18 protein-coding genes are annotated in these 16,660 nt (G+C 71.1%); 7 read left to right on the forward strand and 11 right to left on the reverse strand.

Annotated features, from left to right (window positions below; genetic code table 11):
* The first annotated feature begins 6 nt into the window (after nucleotides 1–6).
* Complete coding sequence (locus tag KCH87_RS05390) at nucleotides 7–1,326, forward strand: vanadium-dependent haloperoxidase (protein WP_210584568.1); 1,320 nt, start codon at nucleotides 7–9, stop codon at nucleotides 1,324–1,326.
* Nucleotides 1,327–1,332: 6 nt separating this feature from the next.
* Here KCH87_RS05390 and KCH87_RS05395 read toward each other — a convergent pair whose 3' ends face one another.
* Both KCH87_RS05395 and KCH87_RS05400 read right to left on the reverse strand, forming a co-directional pair.
* Nucleotides 1,333–1,722, reverse strand: coding sequence for an SCO5389 family protein (locus KCH87_RS05395; RefSeq protein WP_210584570.1), 390 nt, complete (start codon nucleotides 1,720–1,722; stop codon nucleotides 1,333–1,335).
* Nucleotides 1,723–1,782: 60 nt separating this feature from the next.
* Complete coding sequence (locus tag KCH87_RS05400; protein WP_210584571.1) at nucleotides 1,783–2,742, reverse strand: ATP-binding protein; 960 nt, start codon at nucleotides 2,740–2,742, stop codon at nucleotides 1,783–1,785.
* Nucleotides 2,743–2,893: 151 nt separating this feature from the next.
* Between KCH87_RS05400 and KCH87_RS05405 the strand changes: the two genes are divergently transcribed.
* The 4 genes from KCH87_RS05405 to KCH87_RS05420 are packed head-to-tail and all read left to right on the forward strand — an operon-like array spanning nucleotide 2,894 to nucleotide 6,322.
* A complete protein-coding gene (locus tag KCH87_RS05405; protein WP_210584572.1) occupies nucleotides 2,894–3,835 on the forward strand; it encodes a metal ABC transporter solute-binding protein, Zn/Mn family in 942 nt (313 codons plus the stop codon).
* Nucleotides 3,832–4,671, forward strand: coding sequence for a metal ABC transporter ATP-binding protein (locus KCH87_RS05410; RefSeq protein WP_308298750.1), 840 nt, complete (start codon nucleotides 3,832–3,834; stop codon nucleotides 4,669–4,671). The genes KCH87_RS05405 and KCH87_RS05410 overlap by 4 nt, the downstream gene beginning before the upstream one ends.
* Entirely contained in the window at nucleotides 4,668–5,477 is an 810-nt protein-coding gene (locus tag KCH87_RS05415; protein WP_308298751.1) for a metal ABC transporter permease, read from the forward strand. Before KCH87_RS05410 ends, KCH87_RS05415 begins: the two co-directional genes overlap by 4 nt.
* The gene (locus tag KCH87_RS05420; RefSeq protein WP_210584573.1) at nucleotides 5,474–6,322 is read left to right on the forward strand and encodes a metal ABC transporter permease; all 849 of its coding nucleotides are present in this window, start codon (nucleotides 5,474–5,476) and stop codon (nucleotides 6,320–6,322) included. The genes KCH87_RS05415 and KCH87_RS05420 overlap by 4 nt, the downstream gene beginning before the upstream one ends.
* Here KCH87_RS05420 and KCH87_RS05425 read toward each other — a convergent pair.
* Both KCH87_RS05425 and KCH87_RS05430 read right to left on the reverse strand, forming a co-directional pair.
* A complete protein-coding gene (locus KCH87_RS05425; RefSeq protein ID WP_210584574.1) occupies nucleotides 6,279–6,683 on the reverse strand; it encodes a (2Fe-2S) ferredoxin domain-containing protein in 405 nt (134 codons plus the stop codon). The genes KCH87_RS05420 and KCH87_RS05425 overlap by 44 nt on opposite strands.
* A gap of 75 nt (nucleotides 6,684–6,758) precedes the next feature.
* Entirely contained in the window at nucleotides 6,759–7,217 is a 459-nt protein-coding gene (locus KCH87_RS05430; protein WP_210584575.1) for a MarR family winged helix-turn-helix transcriptional regulator, read from the reverse strand.
* Between the two features lie 87 nt (nucleotides 7,218–7,304).
* On the opposite strand from KCH87_RS05430, the gene KCH87_RS05435 reads away from it, so the two are divergent.
* Both KCH87_RS05435 and KCH87_RS05440 read left to right on the forward strand, forming a co-directional pair.
* Nucleotides 7,305–8,723 (forward strand): MFS transporter, encoded by a 1,419-nt coding sequence (locus KCH87_RS05435; protein ID WP_210584576.1) that lies wholly within the window; start codon nucleotides 7,305–7,307, stop codon nucleotides 8,721–8,723.
* Nucleotides 8,724–8,730: 7 nt separating this feature from the next.
* A complete protein-coding gene (locus tag KCH87_RS05440) occupies nucleotides 8,731–9,399 on the forward strand; it encodes a sigma-70 family RNA polymerase sigma factor (RefSeq protein ID WP_210584577.1) in 669 nt (222 codons plus the stop codon).
* On the opposite strand, the gene KCH87_RS05445 is transcribed toward KCH87_RS05440, so the two are convergent.
* From KCH87_RS05445 to KCH87_RS05475, 7 genes are read right to left on the reverse strand one after another with little or no spacing between them, the layout of a single operon-like run.
* A complete protein-coding gene (locus tag KCH87_RS05445) occupies nucleotides 9,320–10,246 on the reverse strand; it encodes a sugar phosphate isomerase/epimerase (protein ID WP_210584578.1) in 927 nt (308 codons plus the stop codon). The genes KCH87_RS05440 and KCH87_RS05445 overlap by 80 nt on opposite strands.
* On the reverse strand, nucleotides 10,243–10,794 hold the full coding sequence (locus KCH87_RS05450) for a nucleoside deaminase (RefSeq protein ID WP_308298752.1): 552 nt from the start codon (nucleotides 10,792–10,794) through the stop codon (nucleotides 10,243–10,245). The genes KCH87_RS05445 and KCH87_RS05450 overlap by 4 nt, the downstream gene beginning before the upstream one ends.
* Nucleotides 10,794–12,320 (reverse strand): GMC oxidoreductase, encoded by a 1,527-nt coding sequence (locus tag KCH87_RS05455; RefSeq protein WP_210584580.1) that lies wholly within the window; start codon nucleotides 12,318–12,320, stop codon nucleotides 10,794–10,796. Before KCH87_RS05455 ends, KCH87_RS05450 begins: the two co-directional genes overlap by 1 nt.
* A 49-nt stretch (nucleotides 12,321–12,369) precedes the next feature.
* Complete coding sequence (locus tag KCH87_RS05460) at nucleotides 12,370–13,500, reverse strand: ROK family transcriptional regulator (RefSeq protein WP_210584999.1); 1,131 nt, start codon at nucleotides 13,498–13,500, stop codon at nucleotides 12,370–12,372.
* Nucleotides 13,501–13,535: 35 nt separating this feature from the next.
* Complete coding sequence (locus KCH87_RS05465) at nucleotides 13,536–14,417, reverse strand: carbohydrate ABC transporter permease (protein WP_210584582.1); 882 nt, start codon at nucleotides 14,415–14,417, stop codon at nucleotides 13,536–13,538.
* Nucleotides 14,414–15,343 (reverse strand): carbohydrate ABC transporter permease, encoded by a 930-nt coding sequence (locus tag KCH87_RS05470; RefSeq protein ID WP_210584584.1) that lies wholly within the window; start codon nucleotides 15,341–15,343, stop codon nucleotides 14,414–14,416. Before KCH87_RS05470 ends, KCH87_RS05465 begins: the two co-directional genes overlap by 4 nt.
* A gap of 7 nt (nucleotides 15,344–15,350) precedes the next feature.
* A complete protein-coding gene (locus tag KCH87_RS05475) occupies nucleotides 15,351–16,649 on the reverse strand; it encodes an extracellular solute-binding protein (protein WP_210584585.1) in 1,299 nt (432 codons plus the stop codon).
* Nucleotides 16,650–16,660: the final 11 nt, after the last annotated feature.

Below are 16,660 nucleotides of genomic sequence, written 5' to 3' on the forward strand. Positions count from 1 at the left end.
TACCCCATGACAAAGGATCAGCACGGATCAGCAGCACCACCCTCCCGTACCGTCCGCCGTGCGCTCGTCGCCGGCCTGACGGTTCTCGTGCTCGGCGTCGCGCCCTGGACCCCGGCGACCGCGTCGAGCACCGCGTCCCACGCCGCGAACCGGGCTACGAGTTCCGAGGTGGTCACCGACTGGAACGGGACCGCCGTCGCCACGATCCACGGTGACGCGAAGAAGCCGGCGGCGGAGCAGACTCTCTGGTACGGCTTCGTGTCGGCCGCCGTGTACAACGCGGTGGTGGGCATCGAGGGCCGTTACGCCGGGTACAAGTGGCACGAACGCGGCCCCCGCACCGCCTCCTCCGAGGCGGCCGCCGCCACCGCTGCCCACCGCGTTCTGCTGAACTACTTCCCGGCGTCACAGGCCCGGCTGGACGCGGCCTACACCGCCTCACTGTCGAAGATCCCGGACGGGCGGGCCGAGGACCGGGGCGTCGCCTTCGGGGAGCGGGCGGCCCACCACCTCATCGAGCTCCGCGAGAACGACGGGCGAGGCGCCCCGGTGACGTACGACAAACCTCCCTCGCCGGGCATCTGGCGGCCCACCCCGCCCGCCAACGCGCCCTTCGCCCTTCCCTGGCTCGCCAAGGTGCGGCCGATGCTGGCGAACTCGCCGGACCGCTTCCTGCCCGGGCCCCCGTCCACGCTCACCTCGAAGACGTACACCAAGGACTTCGCCGAGGTGAAGTCGGTGGGAGCGAAGACCGGCTCGGTGCGGACCGCGGAACAGACCGAGACCGCGCTGTTCTTCAGCGATCTCATTCCGGTGCAGCTCCAGGCCGCCTACCGCGGCTACACCGAGCGGCACGGCCTGGACATCGTCGAGGCGGCGCGGCTGGCGGCCGCCGCCAACACGGCGGTGGCCGACGCGGCGATCACCGGCTGGAACGCCAAGCTGACCTACGGTCAGTGGCGCCCGATCACCGCGATCCAGCTCGCGGACACCGACGGCAACCCCGCGACCGCGCCGGACCCGTCCTGGGCACCGCTGCTCGACACGCCTCCGTACCCGGACCACATCAGCGGCCACTGCGTCATCGACGGCGCCGCCATGAGCGTCCTGACCCGGCTGACCGGCGGCGACATCGACCTCCGTATCTCATCGGCGGTGACGGGCACCACCCGTACGTACACCAGCGCGGCCGCGTACAACCGCGACGTGATCAACGCCCGGGTCTGGGGCGGGATCCACTTCCGGACCAGTGACGTCGTCGCCAACAAGGTCGGTACCCGCATCGGCGCCTTCGCGCTGGCGCACTACTTCAAGCCGCTGCGCTGAACGGCCTCAGCAGTCGCGGAACTCCGGCGACTGGTTGAGGATCTGGGCGCGCAGGGACGTGAAGCGGGTGTATGTCTCGCCGCCGCGCGCCGAGGGCGGGAACACGGCCACGCGGTGGCAGTTCTGGAAGGCGAGGGCGACGCCGAAGTGCCGCTCCAGGCTGCCCCGGATCGCGTCGCTGGACAGCGCCCGCAGCAGCTGGCCGCGCTCCTTCTCCGAGGGCGGCGTCTGGTTGTCGGCGAACTCGGCCTGGCCGGCGCGCAGTTCAGCGGCCAGACGGGCGATCAGATCGAAGGCGTAAGGCAGGGACGTACGAACCGTTTCCACGAAGTCCTCTTCCCGCACCGGGCCGTTCTCGGCTTCGGCGAGCAGCTGCGGGGAGACGTCGAGCGACATGAAGGGGGTGTCCTGTCTGTTGTGCTGGTGGTGGAACAGGGGGAGCGCGGTGAGCTGACGTCAGGCGAAGGCCGCGAGCGCGGCGGGGCCGTGCTCGAAGTCGGGGTCGACCTGGTCGGCGAGGTTCTGGCCGGTGGCCTCGTTGGCCCAGGCGGCGGCGTTGCGCAGATGGAACTCGACGGCGTGCCGCTGGAAGGCGGCCCAGTCCTTCGTGCGGGCGTCGACGGCAGCGCGCAGCCGCTTGAGGGCCTCGGCGTTGGCGGGCTCCAGCTCGCCCTGGTCGCGGCCCTGTTCCTGGGCGCGGACGAAGGCGGACTGCTCACAGTGGGCGAGGAGGTCGTCGCCCACGTGCTTCCGCAGGAAGGCGAGGTCGTCCGCGCCGGTGACCTTGTTGCCGACCACGGCCACCGGGATGCCGAACTCGGCTGCGTGGTCGCGGTACTGGCGGTAGACCGAGACGCTCTTCCGGGTCGGCTCGACGACCAGGAACGTCATGTCGAACCGGGTGAACAGCCCCGACGCGAACGCGTCCGCACCGGCCGTCATGTCGACGACGACGTACTCGCCGGGGCCGTCGACGAGATGGTTGAGATACAGCTCGACCGCGCCCAGCTTCGAGTGGTAGCAGGCCACCCCGAGGTCGCTCTCGTCGAAGGCGCCGGTGACCATCAGGGCTACGTCGCCGACCCGTTGGACGTGATGCGAGTGGATCTCGTCGTCGCCGAGCGGCCGGATGAGCCGGGAGCCACGCCCGGGCGGGGTGGTCTTCACCATGGCCTCGCGGGACGGGATCCGCGGGTTCGTGCCCCGCAGACAGTCCTTGATCTCACCGGTCCGTGCACTGAGCGGCGGCGCGGCGAAGACCTCGTCCTCGTCGAGGCCCAGGGCGTAGGCCAGATGCTGGTTGATGTCGCCGTCTATGGCGACGACGGGCGCGCCCGAGCGCGCCAGATGACGGGCGAAGAGTGCGGACAGCGTCGTCTTGCCGCTGCCGCCCTTGCCGACGAAGGCCACGCGCATGCCTAACCGCCCCTATGGGAAATGAATGTCACGAACGCAGGCTACATGAAAATGGATCCCATTACTCCGCCAAGTAACGGCAATGGTTTTCATTAAGGGCCTAGGGTGCGGGGAGTCCGTCGAGCGAACGCGTCACTGAAGAGGACCCGCCATGCACCCCACCCCGTCCCGCCGCCGTCTCGCCACCGCCCTCGTGGCCGCAACTCTCGGCGTCGGCGCGGCCGCCTGCTCCACGGCGGCCTCCTCCGCCACCGGCTCCTCCTCGTCCTCGGACGGCCCGATCCAGGTGGTCGCCGCCGAGAACTTCTGGGGCTCCGTAGCCGCGCAGCTCGGCGGCAGCCATGTGAAGGTCACGAGCATCATCGACAACCCGAACGCAGACCCGCACGACTACGAACCCACCGCCGCCGACGGCCGCACGGTGGCCACCGCCCGGTACGCCGTCGTCAACGGCATCGGCTACGACGCCTGGGCCGACAAGCTGCTGTCCGCCAACCCCGCCGCCGACCGCACCGAGTTGAACGTCGGCGACCTCGTCGGCATCAAGTCCGGCGGCAACCCGCACCGCTGGTACTCGCCGGACGACGTCCACCAGGTCATCGACAGGATCACCGCCGACTACAAGAAGATCGACCCGGACCACGCCTCGTACTTCGACGCCCGGAAGAAGACCTTCGAGGACACGACCCTCGCCACCTACAACGGGCTGATATCGAGCATCAAGAAGACCTACGCCGGCACCCCGATCGGCGCCTCCGAGTCCATCGTCAGCCCCCTCGCCGACGGTCTCGGCCTGAAGACGCTCACGCCCGGGACCTTCCTCGACGCGATCAGCGAGGGCACCGACCCGACCGCCGAGGACAAGGCCACGATCGACGAGCAGATCGCCGACAGGAAGATCAAGGTCTACGTCTACAACAGCCAGAACTCCACGCCCGATGTGCAGGCCCAGGTCAAGGAGGCCGAGGCCAGGGGCATCCCGGTGGCCACCGTCACCGAGACGCTCACCCCGGCCGGCGCGTCCTTCCAGGAGTGGCAGGTGCGGCAGCTGCGGGACATCGAGCAGGCGCTGGCCGAGGCGACGGGCAAGTGAGGACGGCCGAGCGGGCTCCGGTGAAGGCTGCCTCCGTCGTCTCGCTGCGGGGAGCCGCCGCCCGCGTCGGCGGCCGTACCCTCTGGTCGGACGTCGAACTGGACGTCGGCGCGGGCGAGTTCGTGGCCGTGCTCGGCCCGAACGGGGCGGGCAAGTCGACGCTCGTGAGGATGGTGCTGGGCGCGGTTCCGCCGGCCTTCGGCGAGGTGCGGGTGCTGGGGGAGGAGCCGGGGCGGGCCGGTGACCGGGTGGGGTATCTGCCGCAACGCCGCAGCTTCGACACGTCGCTCAGGATCCGGGGTGTCGACATCGTCCGCCTCGGACTGGACGGCCACAGGTGGGGCGTACCCGTGCCGTGGCCCGCCCGTTTCAGCGCCCGGCGGCGCGAGCGGGACGCGTGCGTCGCCGAGGTGATCGAACTGGTCGGCGCCACCGCCTACGCCCACCGGCCCATCGGCGCCTGCTCCGGCGGCGAGCAGCAACGCCTGCTGATCGCCCAAGCGCTGGTACGACGGCCCGAAGTGCTGCTGCTCGACGAGCCGCTGGACAGCCTCGACCTCTCCCATCAGAGCGCCGTCGCCGCACTGATCGGCCGGATCTGCCGGGAGCGGGGCGTGAGCGTGGTGCTGGTCGCGCACGACGTGAACCCGATCCTGCCCTGGCTCGACCGCGTCGTGTATCTCGCCGAGGGCGGGGTGGCCGCGGGGCCGCCGGAGGAGGTCATCACGACGGAGACACTCACGCGTCTGTACGGCGCTCCGGTCGAGGTCCTGCGGGCCGGCGACGGCCGGCTGGTCGTCGTCGGCACCCCTGACGTCGGTCGGCACGCCTCGTGACCGTGATCCGGGAGCTGTGGTCGTACCCCTTCATGGTCAACGCCTTCCGCGCGGGCACGATCGTGGCCGTACTGGCCGCCGTCATGGGCTGGTTCATGGTGCTGCGGCGGCAGAGCTTCGCCGGGCACACGCTCGCCATGGTCAGCTTCCCGGGCGCCGCCTGCGCCACGCTGCTCGGGGTCGCCGCCGGCTACGGCTACTTCGCGTTCTGTGTGGCCGCGGCGCTCGTGATCGCCGCGGTGCCGCGGCGCGAGGCCGGCCAGGACGCGGCGCTGACGGGGACCGTGCAGGCGTTCCTGCTGGCCTGCGGCTACCTGTTCGTCGCCCTGTACAAAGGGTTCCTCGGCGGCGTCAACTCCCTGTTGTTCGGCAGCTTTCTCGGCATCACCGGGACGCAGGTGGAGGTGCTGGCCCTGGTCGCGGCCGTCGCCCTGGGCGTGCTCGCCGTCATCGGACGGCCGCTGCTGTTCGCCTCGGTGGACGCCGATGTGGCCGCCGCGCGGGGTGTTCCCGTCCGGGCGCTGTCCGCCGTGTTCCTGGTGCTGCTGGGGACGGCCACGGCGGGGGCGAGTCAGATCACGGGGGCGTTGCTCGTGTTCGCCCTCCTCGTGATGCCCGCGGCCACGGCTCAACTGCTCACCGCGAGACCGGTGTTGAGCCTGGCCGTCGGTGTGCTGATCGCGGTCGCGGTGACCTGGGGCGCGTTGACGGCCGCGTACTACTCGCCGTATCCGATCGGCTTCTACGTCACCGGCTTCGCCTTCGGAGGCTACGTCCTGGTCCGGGCCGTCAGGAGGCCGGTGTGAGCGCCTTCGGCCATCCCTTCTTCGTGCACGCCCTGCTCGCGGGCACCACGATCGCGCTCGCGGCCGGACTGGTCGGCTACTTCCTGGTGCTGCGGGCCCAGGTGTTCACCGGCGACGCGCTCAGCCATGTCGCGTTCACCGGCGCACTGGCCGCGCTGGCGGCCGGGGTCGATCTGCGGCTGGGGCTGTTCGCGGCGACGATCGGGGTGGCGCTGCTGCTCGGGCTGCTGGGGCGGCGGGGGAGGGCGGACGACATCGCCATCGGCGGCGTCTTCTCCTGGCTGCTGGGTCTGGGCGCCTTCTTCCTCACCCTGTACTCGACGTCGCGCGGCGCCACGCACGGGACGGCAGGGGTGAGTGTGCTGTTCGGGTCGATCTTCGGGCTGTCGGCCGCACAGGCGTGGACGGCCGCCGCGGTAGCGGTCGGAGTCGGTGCCGCCGTACTGCTCCTGGCCCGGCCGCTGCTGTTCGCGTCCGTCGACGAGGCGGTGGCGGCGGCCCGCGGGGTGCCCGTACGGGCCCTGGGCATCGCCTTCCTCGTCCTGGTCGGAGTCTGCGCCGCCGAGGCCGCCCAGGCGGTCGGCTCCCTGCTCCTCCTCGGCCTGCTCGCCGCCCCGGCGGGAGCCGCGCACCGGCTCACCGACCGGCCGTACCGGGCCCTGTGGCTGGCGGCGGCCCTCGCGGTCGCCGACATGTGGACCGGGCTCGCGCTGAGCTATGCCTTCCCGGCCCTGCCGCCCAGCTTCGCGATCCTGGCGATGGCAACGGCGGTGTACGCGGCGGTACTTGCCGTCGGCGGCCTCATCGCCGGGCCCGGGCCCGTGCCTCGCGAGGCGGGCGGATGAACTGCAACTCCAGTGCGGCGGGCGGCTCGGCGACGCCGGGACCCCCCTCGCAGACCCAGCTCAGCAGCTCGTCCGTGCAGTCGTCGCCCATCGCGAAGCCGATCCAGACGGGCTTGGCGCCCGCCTGTCGTCCGGCGCCGGACGGCTGGACGACGATCACGTTCGCCGCGTCGCAGGGGCCGAGGCAGTCCGTCGTGCGTACGGTGAACCGGCCGCCCGAGTCCAGCGCGGCGGCCCGCAGCCGGTCCAGCTGCCAGACGTGGTCCGCGTCCGGGTACTTGCGCGGACTGCCGCAGCAGCAGCCCCGGCACACCACGAGCGTGCACGGCCGGTGCGCGGACCGGATCACGGAGCGGTTCACAGCGGGCGGATCCACTTTCCGGTCGGCGCGACGGCGAGCGCGAGTTCGCAGGCCGACGTAAGGGTAGATCACTCGTCAGGCGGTGCCCGAGATGCGCTGGAACGCCTTGGCCAGCTTGGTCAGGTCCACGTCTTCGAGGCGGTCGAACAAGTGGCGGCGGACGCTGGCGAAATGGACGGGCTCGGCCTCCCGCAGGCGGGTCAGCCCGGCGTCGGTGAGGACGGCGTGGAAGGAGCGGGCGTCCTGCGTCGACTGCTCGCGGGACACCAGTCCCTCGACCTCCAGGCGCCGCACCGTGCGGCCCAGCGCGGAGGCCGACTGCTGCACCAGCTCGGCCAGGTCGCTCAGGCGCATGGTGCGCTCGGGCGCCTCGGACAGGAACATCAGCGTGATGTATTCGATGTGGCTCAGGCCCTGACTGCGACGCAGATCCTCGTCGAAGGCCCGCATCAGGGCGGTCATCGCCGGTCGCAGCTCCCGGATCAGAGCGAACTCCTCCGCTGACAGCCGGGTTGCATCGTCACTGTCGGTCATGCACGCCACTCTAGATATTGCTTACTGGCGTACGCAAGTTTTATAGTTACTGGCGCAAGTAACTAATTTTCTCGCGAGAGGCCGGTCATGGCCCGCAATGAACAGCTGCACGCGTCCGGCGTGCTGATCCTGCTGGCAGGGGCGTTCCTGCCGATCACGGACTTCTTCATCACCAATGTCGCCCTGCCCAGCATCGACGCGTCCCTGCACGCCTCGACGGCCTCGCTCCAGCTGGTGATCGCCGGATACGGCGTCGCCTACGCGGCCCTGCTGGTCCTGGGCGGACGGCTGGGGGACCGCTTCGGCCGGCACCGGCTGTTCCAGGGGGCCCTCGTCGGCTTCGTCCTGGCCTCGCTGGCCTGTGGCCTCGCGCCCGACGTCGAGGCGCTGATCGCGGCCCGGATCGTCCAGGGCGCGACCGCGGCGCTGCTGATCCCGCAAGTCCTCGCGACGTTCCACCACACCCTCGAAGGCGAGCGCAAGGCACGCGCGTTGGCGCTGTACGGGGCGACCTCCGGCATCGCCGCCGTGGTCGGTCAGCTGGTGGGCGGACTGCTGGTCAGCGCGGACATCGCCGGCACGTCCTGGCGGCCGATCTTCCTGGTCAACGTGCCCATCGGGCTGGTGGTCCTGCTGTTCGCGGCCCGTCTCGTGCCGGCCACCCGGTCCCCGCACCCGGTCGGCATCGATCTGCCCGGCACCGTCCTGTTCGCGGCCACGCTCGTCGCCGTGCTCGTCCCGCTGACCGAGGGGCACTCGCTGGCCTGGCCCTGGTGGACCTGGCTGCTGTTCGCCGTGGCCGTGCTGCTCGGCGCCGTCACCTACTGGGTCGAGAAGCGGGCCGAACTCCGCGGTGAGACACCGCTGTTGCCGCCGTCCCTGCTGCGCCTGCCGTCGATGTCCCGGGGCCTGCTCATGGTGCTGGCGTTCAGTATCGGCTTCGGGGCGTTCATGTTCGTCTTCGCGCTGACCATGCAGGACGGGCTGCACGCCGACGCCCTCCACAGCGGGCTGGCGATCCTGCCGATGGCCGTGCTGTTCCTCGCCGGATCCGTGCTGGCCCCGCGTCTGATCAGCCGCTTCGGCCGCGCCGCCATGTCGGCGGGGGCGGTGGTGCAACTGGCGGGGCTGGCCTGGCTGGTCGGCCTGCTCGTGACGCAGTGGCCGTACGTCGGTCTGTGGGGGCTCGCCGGGCCGCTGGCCCTCGTCGGTGCCGGGCAGTCGATGCTGTTCGCCGGCCTGTTCCGCAGCGTCCTCGCCGATGTCCCCGCCCACCTCGGCGGGATCGGCAGCGGAGTCCTCATCACCTTGCAGCAGAGCGGCCTCGCCCTGGGCGTGGCCACGCTCGGCACCCTGTATGTGAGCCTCGCCCCGCACGGCGTCCCGGACGCCTTCGCGGACGTCGAGTACGCGCAGATGGGCATCGTCGCCCTGCTCGCCGTCGGCGTCGCCGCGCTGCCCCGGTTCACCCGGGCCGCCGCCGCAGTGCCCGTGACCGAGGGCTGAGGGCGCCATGAGGACGTACGACGGCCGCCCCTGCGTGCCCGACCGCCGGGCCCGTTTCGAACCCGCTCTCGAGCACCTCGACCGCCTCTACTCGGCCGCGTTGCGCATGACCGGCCACCCGGCCGACGCCGAGGACCTGGTCCAGGAGACATACGCCAGGGCCTACGCCTCGTTCCACCAGTTCCAGGACGGTACGAACCTCAAGGCGTGGTTGTACCGCATCCTCACCACCACGTTCCTCAACTCCTGCCGCAAGCAGCAGCACCGGCCGCGGCGCGACGGCACGACGGAGGTCGAGGACTGGCAGCTGGCCCGCGCCGCGTCGCACACCTCGACGGGGCTGCGGTCCGCCGAGTCGGAGGCGCTCGACCACATTCCCGACGCCGACGTCGAGGCGGCGCTGCGTGCCATCCCGGAGGACTTCCGGATCGCCGTGTACCTCGCCTACGTGGAGGGCTTCGCCGTCCGGGAGATCGCCGACATCATGCGGACGCCCGTCGGCACGGTGCTGTCGCGGCTGTACCGGGGGCGTACGCAACTGCGTGAACTGCTGGCGGGGTACGCCCGCGAGCACCGGCTCGCGGGCGAGGAGCCGGTCATGTCCCGGCCTCCCGGGCGACGGCCGTCCCCGCCCGGAGCGCGGCGACGGGATCGGGAGCCTCGTCCAGTTCGATGAGGATGGTGCCGGCGCCGGGTGTGCGGGACATGGCGTCGGCCCATCCTTGCCAGTCCACGATGCCCGTGCCGAGTTCGGTCATGTAGGGCTGCTGTCGGGCGAAGACCGTTTCGTCGATGGTGAGGTGGACATCGATCGGCTTCACCGCATCCTTCCAGTGCGCCAGCGCGATGCGCTGAGCGTGGCGACGTACAACGGCTACGGGGTCGCCGCCGCCGAGCGCGATGTGGCAGGAGTCGGGGCACAGCCACACGTACCGTGGATCGGTCAGAGCCATGAACAGGTCGATGTCGCGCTCGTACCAGAGCGTGCTGTTCGACTCCGTGTGGAAGGCGAGCTTCACCCCGTGCCGGGCGACGGCCTCGCCGACCACGTGGGCGATGTCGGCCATCCGCGTCATGTAGGCGGCGTCGACGAAGAAGGGCGGGCGTGTCCCGAACGTCGTCCGCATCGGCAGCCCGGCGACGAGGAGTTCGGCGCCCATGTCGGCGAGGAAGGCCGCGCGTCGCTCGGCGTCGGCGACGATCGCGGGCAGGTTCCCGGCGTCTCGCCAGTCGGGACAGTCGCTCCCGGCGATGAAGGCGCTCACCACGGCCAGGCCCCGGGCATCGAGTGCGCGGCGGAACGCCGGTGCGCTGCCGAAGGCGCGCAACGCCGAGTCGACGTCGCCGGGCGCGAAGGTCAACTCGATGCCGGTGACACCGGCCTCGGCCAGCGCGTCCATCACCCGTTCCCAGAAGCCCTCGGGGTTCGCCGAAGCCCAGTCGCGCACGGCGTCCGCGGATTCGAGGCCCCAGAAATCCGGGTGGTAGAAGGTGATGATGTCGGTCGCGAACCGCGGTGTCATACGGCACCTCCACGCGCGTTGTAGACGACGCCGTCGGCGTCGACCGCATCCCGATAGTTCCGGAACACGGCGAGCGCCTCGTACCGGAGCACATCCCGTACGACTTCGATGCCGCGGGCCTCGAACTGCTCCGCCCAGTCCGCGCCGAGCGGGCCCTCGTCGAACGTGGTGATCTCCTCCAGCTCCGGGCCCTCGCCGGCCACCACGAGGCCGCGCACCCCGGACCACAGGGTCGCGCCGTAACACTGCACGCACGGACGCCAGTTCACGACCAGCTCGTGGGCCGGCATGCCCTGGCCGCCGAGGTCCCAGCCGCCGGTCGCCCGCTGGGCGAGGCCCAGTGCGACGACCTCGGCGTGCGCGCCAAGAGCTTCGCTGCATAGGCGGTTCGTTCGCCGCGGGCCGGTGGGGGCTGGTCGCGCAGTTCCCCGCGCCCCTTGCGGGGCGCGGTTCCGCACCCGAGTTCCCCAGGACCGCTTGGACCCCCCAGAGACGAGCACGACGTTCACGCCGACGAGTTCGCGGTACTCCTTCGCTATGTCGATCACTACTGAACTCCCGTCAGTGCATGGCGCTCGGCCACGGCGCGAGCCGCCCGCACCGCGGTCACCGTGCCCGTCAGCGTGACGTTGGCGGCCATCGCCGTCGGGATCACGCCGTTGCCGGCGAGGTACAGGTTGTCGAAGCCCCACACCCTGCCGTCCGGGTCGCACACGCTGGTGCCGTCGTCGGCGGTGCCGGACCGGACGGTGCCGGTGAGGTGCAGTGAGGAACCGGGCGGCAGCAGTGCGCGTTCCGTGTTCGGGTCGAACGGGCCGAACTCCTCGGCGAGGGACCCGACTTCGTCCAGTGCCCGCCGGATCAGCGCATGGTCGGCGTCGGAGTAGCCGAACTCGATGCCGATCCGCGGCATACCGGCGAGGTCGGTCTCGGTGTCGGAGAACACCAGCCGGTTGTCGGGGCGTGACTCGACGGGGACGTACAGCGAGAGGCCCACGGAGTGCGCGAGAGGGCGGCCGTCGTCGTCGACGTAGGTCCGGTTCATGATCTGTCCGTGGAACGGCTGCGCCGCGCCGTTCTGCGGCAGCCAGAGGGAGTCCGTGCAGAACTCGCCGGTGCGTGGCAGGGGCAGGGTGTGCAGGTCGAGGCCGAATCGGTCGAGGTCGAGCAGCACGCGGGCGGTGACGAAGGCGTGCTCGTTGAGGTGACGGCCGAGCGCCTCGGGCCGTATGCCCGACGCGTACAGCAGCTGCGGGGTGCGCAGCGCGTCGGCGCACACCACCACGGCGTCCGCCCGGAGTTCGGACTCGGCGCCGTCGGCGACCCGACGCAGCCGGGCGCCGGTGACCCGGCCGTCCGACACGACGAGGGACGTCGCGAGTGTGCCGGTGACCAAGGTGAAGGCGGGGTCGCCGCCCGTCGCGAGCGCGGGGAAGATCGTCCCGGGGGCGGTGCGCGGCAGGGGGCCCGATGCCGACGCGGTGACGGCCATGGGCATCGGCTGCGGCCCACGGTCGTCCGGTCCGGTCCCGTCGTAGCGTCGGTGCAGTACGTCGAGTACCAGTCGGCCGACCTCGGTCGGACCGATCGGGGCGGGCGTGACCGCGAGCGCCCGGCGCGCGGTGTCCAGATCCGCCGCCCAGCGGGCCGGGTCGCCGAAGTCGAAGACCTCGTCTCCCGCGGGCCAGGGGGTCGCGGCGGTCCAGTGCACGCCCATGCCGCCCGCGTTCCAGGCGAGCGCCGTCGCGGGCATCGCCTCGGCGTCCTCGCCGAACGCGAGCGCATGGAACATGCCGGGCGGCAGGTCGGTGAGACCGGCCGCCACCTCGCGCACCACCTCGGCGCCCGTGTACATGCCCTGGATGCCGGTGGTGACCTGTTCGTTGTAGCGCCTCCACAGCACCGGGTCGTCGACGTCGTGCAGATGCCGGCCGGGGACCTCGCCGATCGCGGTGCCGCCGTCGACCATCGTGATGCGCAGCGCCGGATCGGTGTCGCGCAGCAGCCGGGCCACGACGGATCCCATGATGCCGCTGCCGACGACGAGGACGTCGGTGCGCGGGGTGTCGGTCAAGGAAGGCTCCTGTCTTGCACAAGGGGCTGTGTGAGGGGGGCGTACGCGATCACGCATGCGGGATCAGCGGGCCGAACAGCTCGGTGTCCATGCGGTCGAGCGCCAGCTTGACGGCGCCGATCAGCGGGGCGTCGCGGCCCAGGACGGTGGCCCGCAGCTCGACCGCGGGGGTGCGGGCACGGCGCAACGCCTCGCGCACCCGGGGCAGCAGCACATCGGCCGCGTCCTCCAGACCGCCGCCGAGCACGATCAGCGACGGCGCGACCGTCCACGACAAGGTGGTGAGGATCGACGCGATGTTCGCCACGAGCTCGTCGACCTCCGCGAGCGCGGTCGCGTCACCGGCCCGAGCGGCGTCGAAGCGGTCCAGTGCGACGCCGCGTTGGGCCGGGTCCGGTGAGGTGAGCCAGGCGACGGGGTGGTTCTCGACCGAGCCCGTCGGCATCGACACCGCCTCGACGATCTCACCGGCGGCGCCGTCGAGACCGCGGTGTACGGCGCCTCGGATGAGGATGCCGAGACCGGTGCGGTTCCCGAGCATCGCCCAGACGACGTTGTCGTGGTCGCCGGCCACACCGCGCCAACGCTCCGCGAGGGCACCGAGGTTGGTGTCGTTGTCGGCGAACCAGGGCATGCGGATGCGGCGCGCAAGCTCATCGGGCAGGTCCACGCCTTCCCAGCGCGTCGTGTGCACCAGGCGCCGTACGACTCCCTCGTCGTCGATGGCACCGCCGCCCGCGACCGCGCCGGCGCGCAGCCGGTCCGCCGACCCGCCCGCGTCGTCGAGCGCCTCCCGCACCAGCGCCGCTACGTCGTCGAGGGTGACCTGCGGATCCTGGTAGGCGCGCAGCGGCCGGTACGCGCGGCCGACGATGCGGCCGCGTACGTCGGCGACGGCCGCGGACGCGTCCGAGGTGGTGATGCGTACGGCGGCCAGCAGCGCGTGCTCGGCCCGCAGTTCGTACCGTCGGGCGGGGCGCCCGGCGCAGCCGCTGGTCGGCACCCGCTCGAGCTCGGTGACCCAGCCCGCCTCGACGAGCGAGTCCAGGATCAGCTCGATGGTGCGGCGGGACAGCTCGGCCTGCTCGGCGAGCGCGGTCAGTGTCCTCGGCCCGGCCGACACCGCCAACGCACGCAGGACGACCGAGGTGTTGACGCGTCGGACGGCGCTCTGGTTCATGCCGGACAGCCGCGCGCCTCTGGAGGTCACCGCGGTCACCGCATGCCCGTTCCGGAGATGCCCTGCACGAAGTAGCGCTGGAGGAACAGGAAGAGGACGAGCACCGGCAGCATCACGACGATCGCGCCGGCGAGCATCAGGCCGTAGTCGGTGACGTGGGCGGCCGCCTGACTGGTGGCGGCGAGGCCCACCGGCAGCGTGTAACTGGACATGCTCTGGGCGACGATGAGCGGCCAGATGAAGTTGTTCCACGAGGTGAGGAACGACATGATCGTGATCGTCGCGACCGCGGGACCGGCCAGCGGGAGGAAGATCCGGAAGAAGATCCGGAACTCGCCCGCGCCGTCGATCCGCGCCGCTTCGAGGAGTTCGTCGGGGACCGACATCGCGTACTGCCGCATGATGAACACCGACAGTGGCAGAGCCACGCCCGGCAGGGCGATACCGGCGAGGGAGTCCGCCAGGCCCAGGTCCACGGTGATCACGAACTGCGGGACGAACACGGCGGTGAACGGCACCATCAGCGCCGCCATGACCGCGCCGAACGCGATCCGCCTGCCCGCGAAGTCGAGCTTGGCGAGCGCGTAGCCGGCGGCTGACGCGGCCACGATGTTGCCGGCCACCACGAGGGTCGCGACCACGATGCTGTTGACCATGAACCGGCCGAAACCCTCGGTGCCGAACAGCCGCACGAAGTTGTCGAGGGTGACGTCGTGGGGGAGCCAGGCACCGGGGTCGGAGCGGATCTCGTCGAGACTGCGCAACGAGCCGCTGATCACCCAGAGGAACGGCAGCATCGTGAGCAGCGCGCACAGCATCAGCGCGCCGTACAGCAGCGGCCGGGACACGGACCGGCGGCGCACGGAGACCCGGTCGGTGGTCAGGTGGGCGTCTTCGAACGCGGCGACGGCGGTCATGTGCGGGACCTCAGCAGTCGGAACTGGACGAGACTCACCAGCGCGACGAGGACGAGCGTCACGAAGGACGCGGCCGACGACATCCCGAACTCGCCCGCCCCGAACTGGTGGTAGGTGTACAGCGCCACGGACTCGGTGGAGCCGAGCGGGCCCCCGTCCGTGAGCAGATACGGCTCGTCGAACACCTGGAGATAGAAGACGGTCAGCAGCACCGAGACCATGAGGGTGGTGGGCAGCAGCAGCGGCAGGGTGATGTGCCGCAACTGCCGCCACCGGCCCGCCCCGTCGAGGGCGGCGGCCTCGTACACATCCCGGGGGATCGCCTGGAGACCGGCGAGGAACAGCACCATCGCGGTGCCGAAGTTGCGCCAGACCCCGAGCAGGATGACCACGGGCATGGCCAGGTTCGGGTCGTCCAGCCAGTTCGGTCCGGCGAAGCCGACGGTGTCGAGCACCTTGTTGACCGTGCCGCTGTCGTTGAACGCGTACCGCCAGATCAGGGCGACCGCGACGACGTTGGTGACGACCGGCGCGAAGAAGACCGTACGGAACACCCCGCGCAGCCGCCGGATACCCGAGTTCAGCGCGAGGGCCAGCGCGAACCCGATGCCCATGGTCAGCGGCACGCCGACGGCCACGAACAGGGCGGTGTTCAGGATGTCCCGCAGGAAGCTCTGGTCCCTGAGCAGCCGGAGATAGTTCTCGAGGCCCGTGAAGTCGACCGCGAACGGATGCCGGAGATCCGTGCCCCGCAGGTCGGTGAGGCTGAACCCGAGCGCCGCGACGGTGGGGATCGCCGTGTAGAGCAGGAACACGGCGGTGAACGGTGCCAGGAACAGCCAGGCGACGGCCGTACGGCGGGCGCGGCCCCGGGAACGGCGCGCTTTGACGGTGCTGGTGGTCGTCTTGACGGCGCTGGTGGTCATCCGCCGATCACTCCGAACCGGTGCCGACGCTCTCGGCGTACGCCTGGACGTTCGCGGCGGCCTTCTCCGCGCTCTCCGTGCCCTTGGCCACGGCCTCGATCTCCTTGCCCAGCCGGGTCGCGACCTGCTGCCAGGTGCTCACCTGCGGAAAGGCCCGGGTGTTCTTCATCTGCGTGAAGAAGGCGTCCAGCAGGGGCTGTTGGGCGATGGCCGGGTCGTCCCACGCGGAGATCACGGCCGGCAGCGAGCTGTACGCCTTGTACTGCGCGACCTGAGTGCTCGGCTCCGCGAGGTAGCGGACGAACTTCCATGACGCGTCCGCGTTGTCGCTGTCCGCGAGTACGCCCCAACTGCCGCCGGCGGAGAAGGAGGCGCTGCTCGAATCCCCGGCAGGCAGCGGCGCCGTGGCGACGTGGGACGCCGTCCAGCCGTCCTTGCCCGCGGCCTTGTCCAGCTGGCCGATGACCCAGGGGCCCGTGATCATCGCGGCGGTCTTGCCGGAGGTGAAGTACGGCTGCGCGTCGAGGAAGGTGGGCGTGCTGGTGTCGGCGGCGCCCGAGGTGAAGAACGACGCGTTGTACTTGATCGCGTCGGCCATCTCCGGCGTGTCCAGGTTCCACTTGCCGTCGGAGGAGACCAGCGAGCCGCCGGCCTGCCAGGCGTACATCGCGACGTCCTGGCCGTTGAAGATGTCCCAGCCGTTGTCCGCCCCGAGGCCGTGCCCGGCGCCCGCGCCCTGGAGCGCCTTGAAGAACGGCACCGTGTCCTGCCACGCCGTCGGCGCCTTCACGCCTGCCTTGTCGGCGAGGTCGGAGCGGTAGACGAGCGCGTAGGTGTAGGCGTACCAGGGCACCGTGTAGGCCACGTTCTCGGCCACCCCCGAGTCCCACAGACTCTTGAAGAAGCTGCCCCGGTCGACGAGCCCGTCCGGCACGGGCCGCAGGATCGACGGATCGAGGAACTGCGCCTGCGACTCGGGGAAGAACTGCGCGACATCCGGTCCCTTGCCCGCCGCGACCGCCGACTGGAGCTTGGTGTAGTACTCGGCGTTCGGGATCAGTGTGAAGTTGACCTTGACATCGGGGTTGTCGGCCTTGAAGGGCTTGATGACCTTCTCGAGCACATCGGCATCGCCCTGAGCGGCCCAGACGTCGACGCTGCCGGTGGCCGGGGAGGCGTCGACGGGCGCGGCGGTGCCCGTCGCGGCGGTGTCACCGCCACGCCCGCAGCCCGCGAGGGCGAAGGTGCAGATGAGCGCTATACCGGCGGTCAGCCGTAGGGCGCCGCGGCGCGGGGAATTGGGCACGCGGGGGCTCC

The sequence above is a fragment of the Streptomyces sp. GESEQ-35 genome (assembly GCF_017948485.1).
Taxonomy (GTDB): domain Bacteria; phylum Actinomycetota; class Actinomycetes; order Streptomycetales; family Streptomycetaceae; genus Streptomyces.

Coding starts and splice junctions, on each gene's coding strand:
- KCH87_RS05390 (WP_210584568.1), top strand. CDS start 7: ATGACAAAGGATCAGCACGGATCAGCAGCACCACCCTCCCGTACCGTC.
- KCH87_RS05395 (WP_210584570.1), bottom strand. CDS start 1,722: ATGTCGCTCGACGTCTCCCCGCAGCTGCTCGCCGAAGCCGAGAACGGC.
- KCH87_RS05400 (WP_210584571.1), bottom strand. CDS start 2,742: ATGCGCGTGGCCTTCGTCGGCAAGGGCGGCAGCGGCAAGACGACGCTG.
- KCH87_RS05405 (WP_210584572.1), top strand. CDS start 2,894: ATGCACCCCACCCCGTCCCGCCGCCGTCTCGCCACCGCCCTCGTGGCC.
- KCH87_RS05430 (WP_210584575.1), bottom strand. CDS start 7,217: ATGACCGACAGTGACGATGCAACCCGGCTGTCAGCGGAGGAGTTCGCT.
- KCH87_RS05435 (WP_210584576.1), top strand. CDS start 7,305: ATGGCCCGCAATGAACAGCTGCACGCGTCCGGCGTGCTGATCCTGCTG.
- KCH87_RS05440 (WP_210584577.1), top strand. CDS start 8,731: ATGAGGACGTACGACGGCCGCCCCTGCGTGCCCGACCGCCGGGCCCGT.
- KCH87_RS05445 (WP_210584578.1), bottom strand. CDS start 10,246: ATGACACCGCGGTTCGCGACCGACATCATCACCTTCTACCACCCGGAT.
- KCH87_RS05460 (WP_210584999.1), bottom strand. CDS start 13,500: ATGAACCAGAGCGCCGTCCGACGCGTCAACACCTCGGTCGTCCTGCGT.
- KCH87_RS05465 (WP_210584582.1), bottom strand. CDS start 14,417: ATGACCGCCGTCGCCGCGTTCGAAGACGCCCACCTGACCACCGACCGG.
- KCH87_RS05470 (WP_210584584.1), bottom strand. CDS start 15,343: ATGACCACCAGCGCCGTCAAGACGACCACCAGCACCGTCAAAGCGCGC.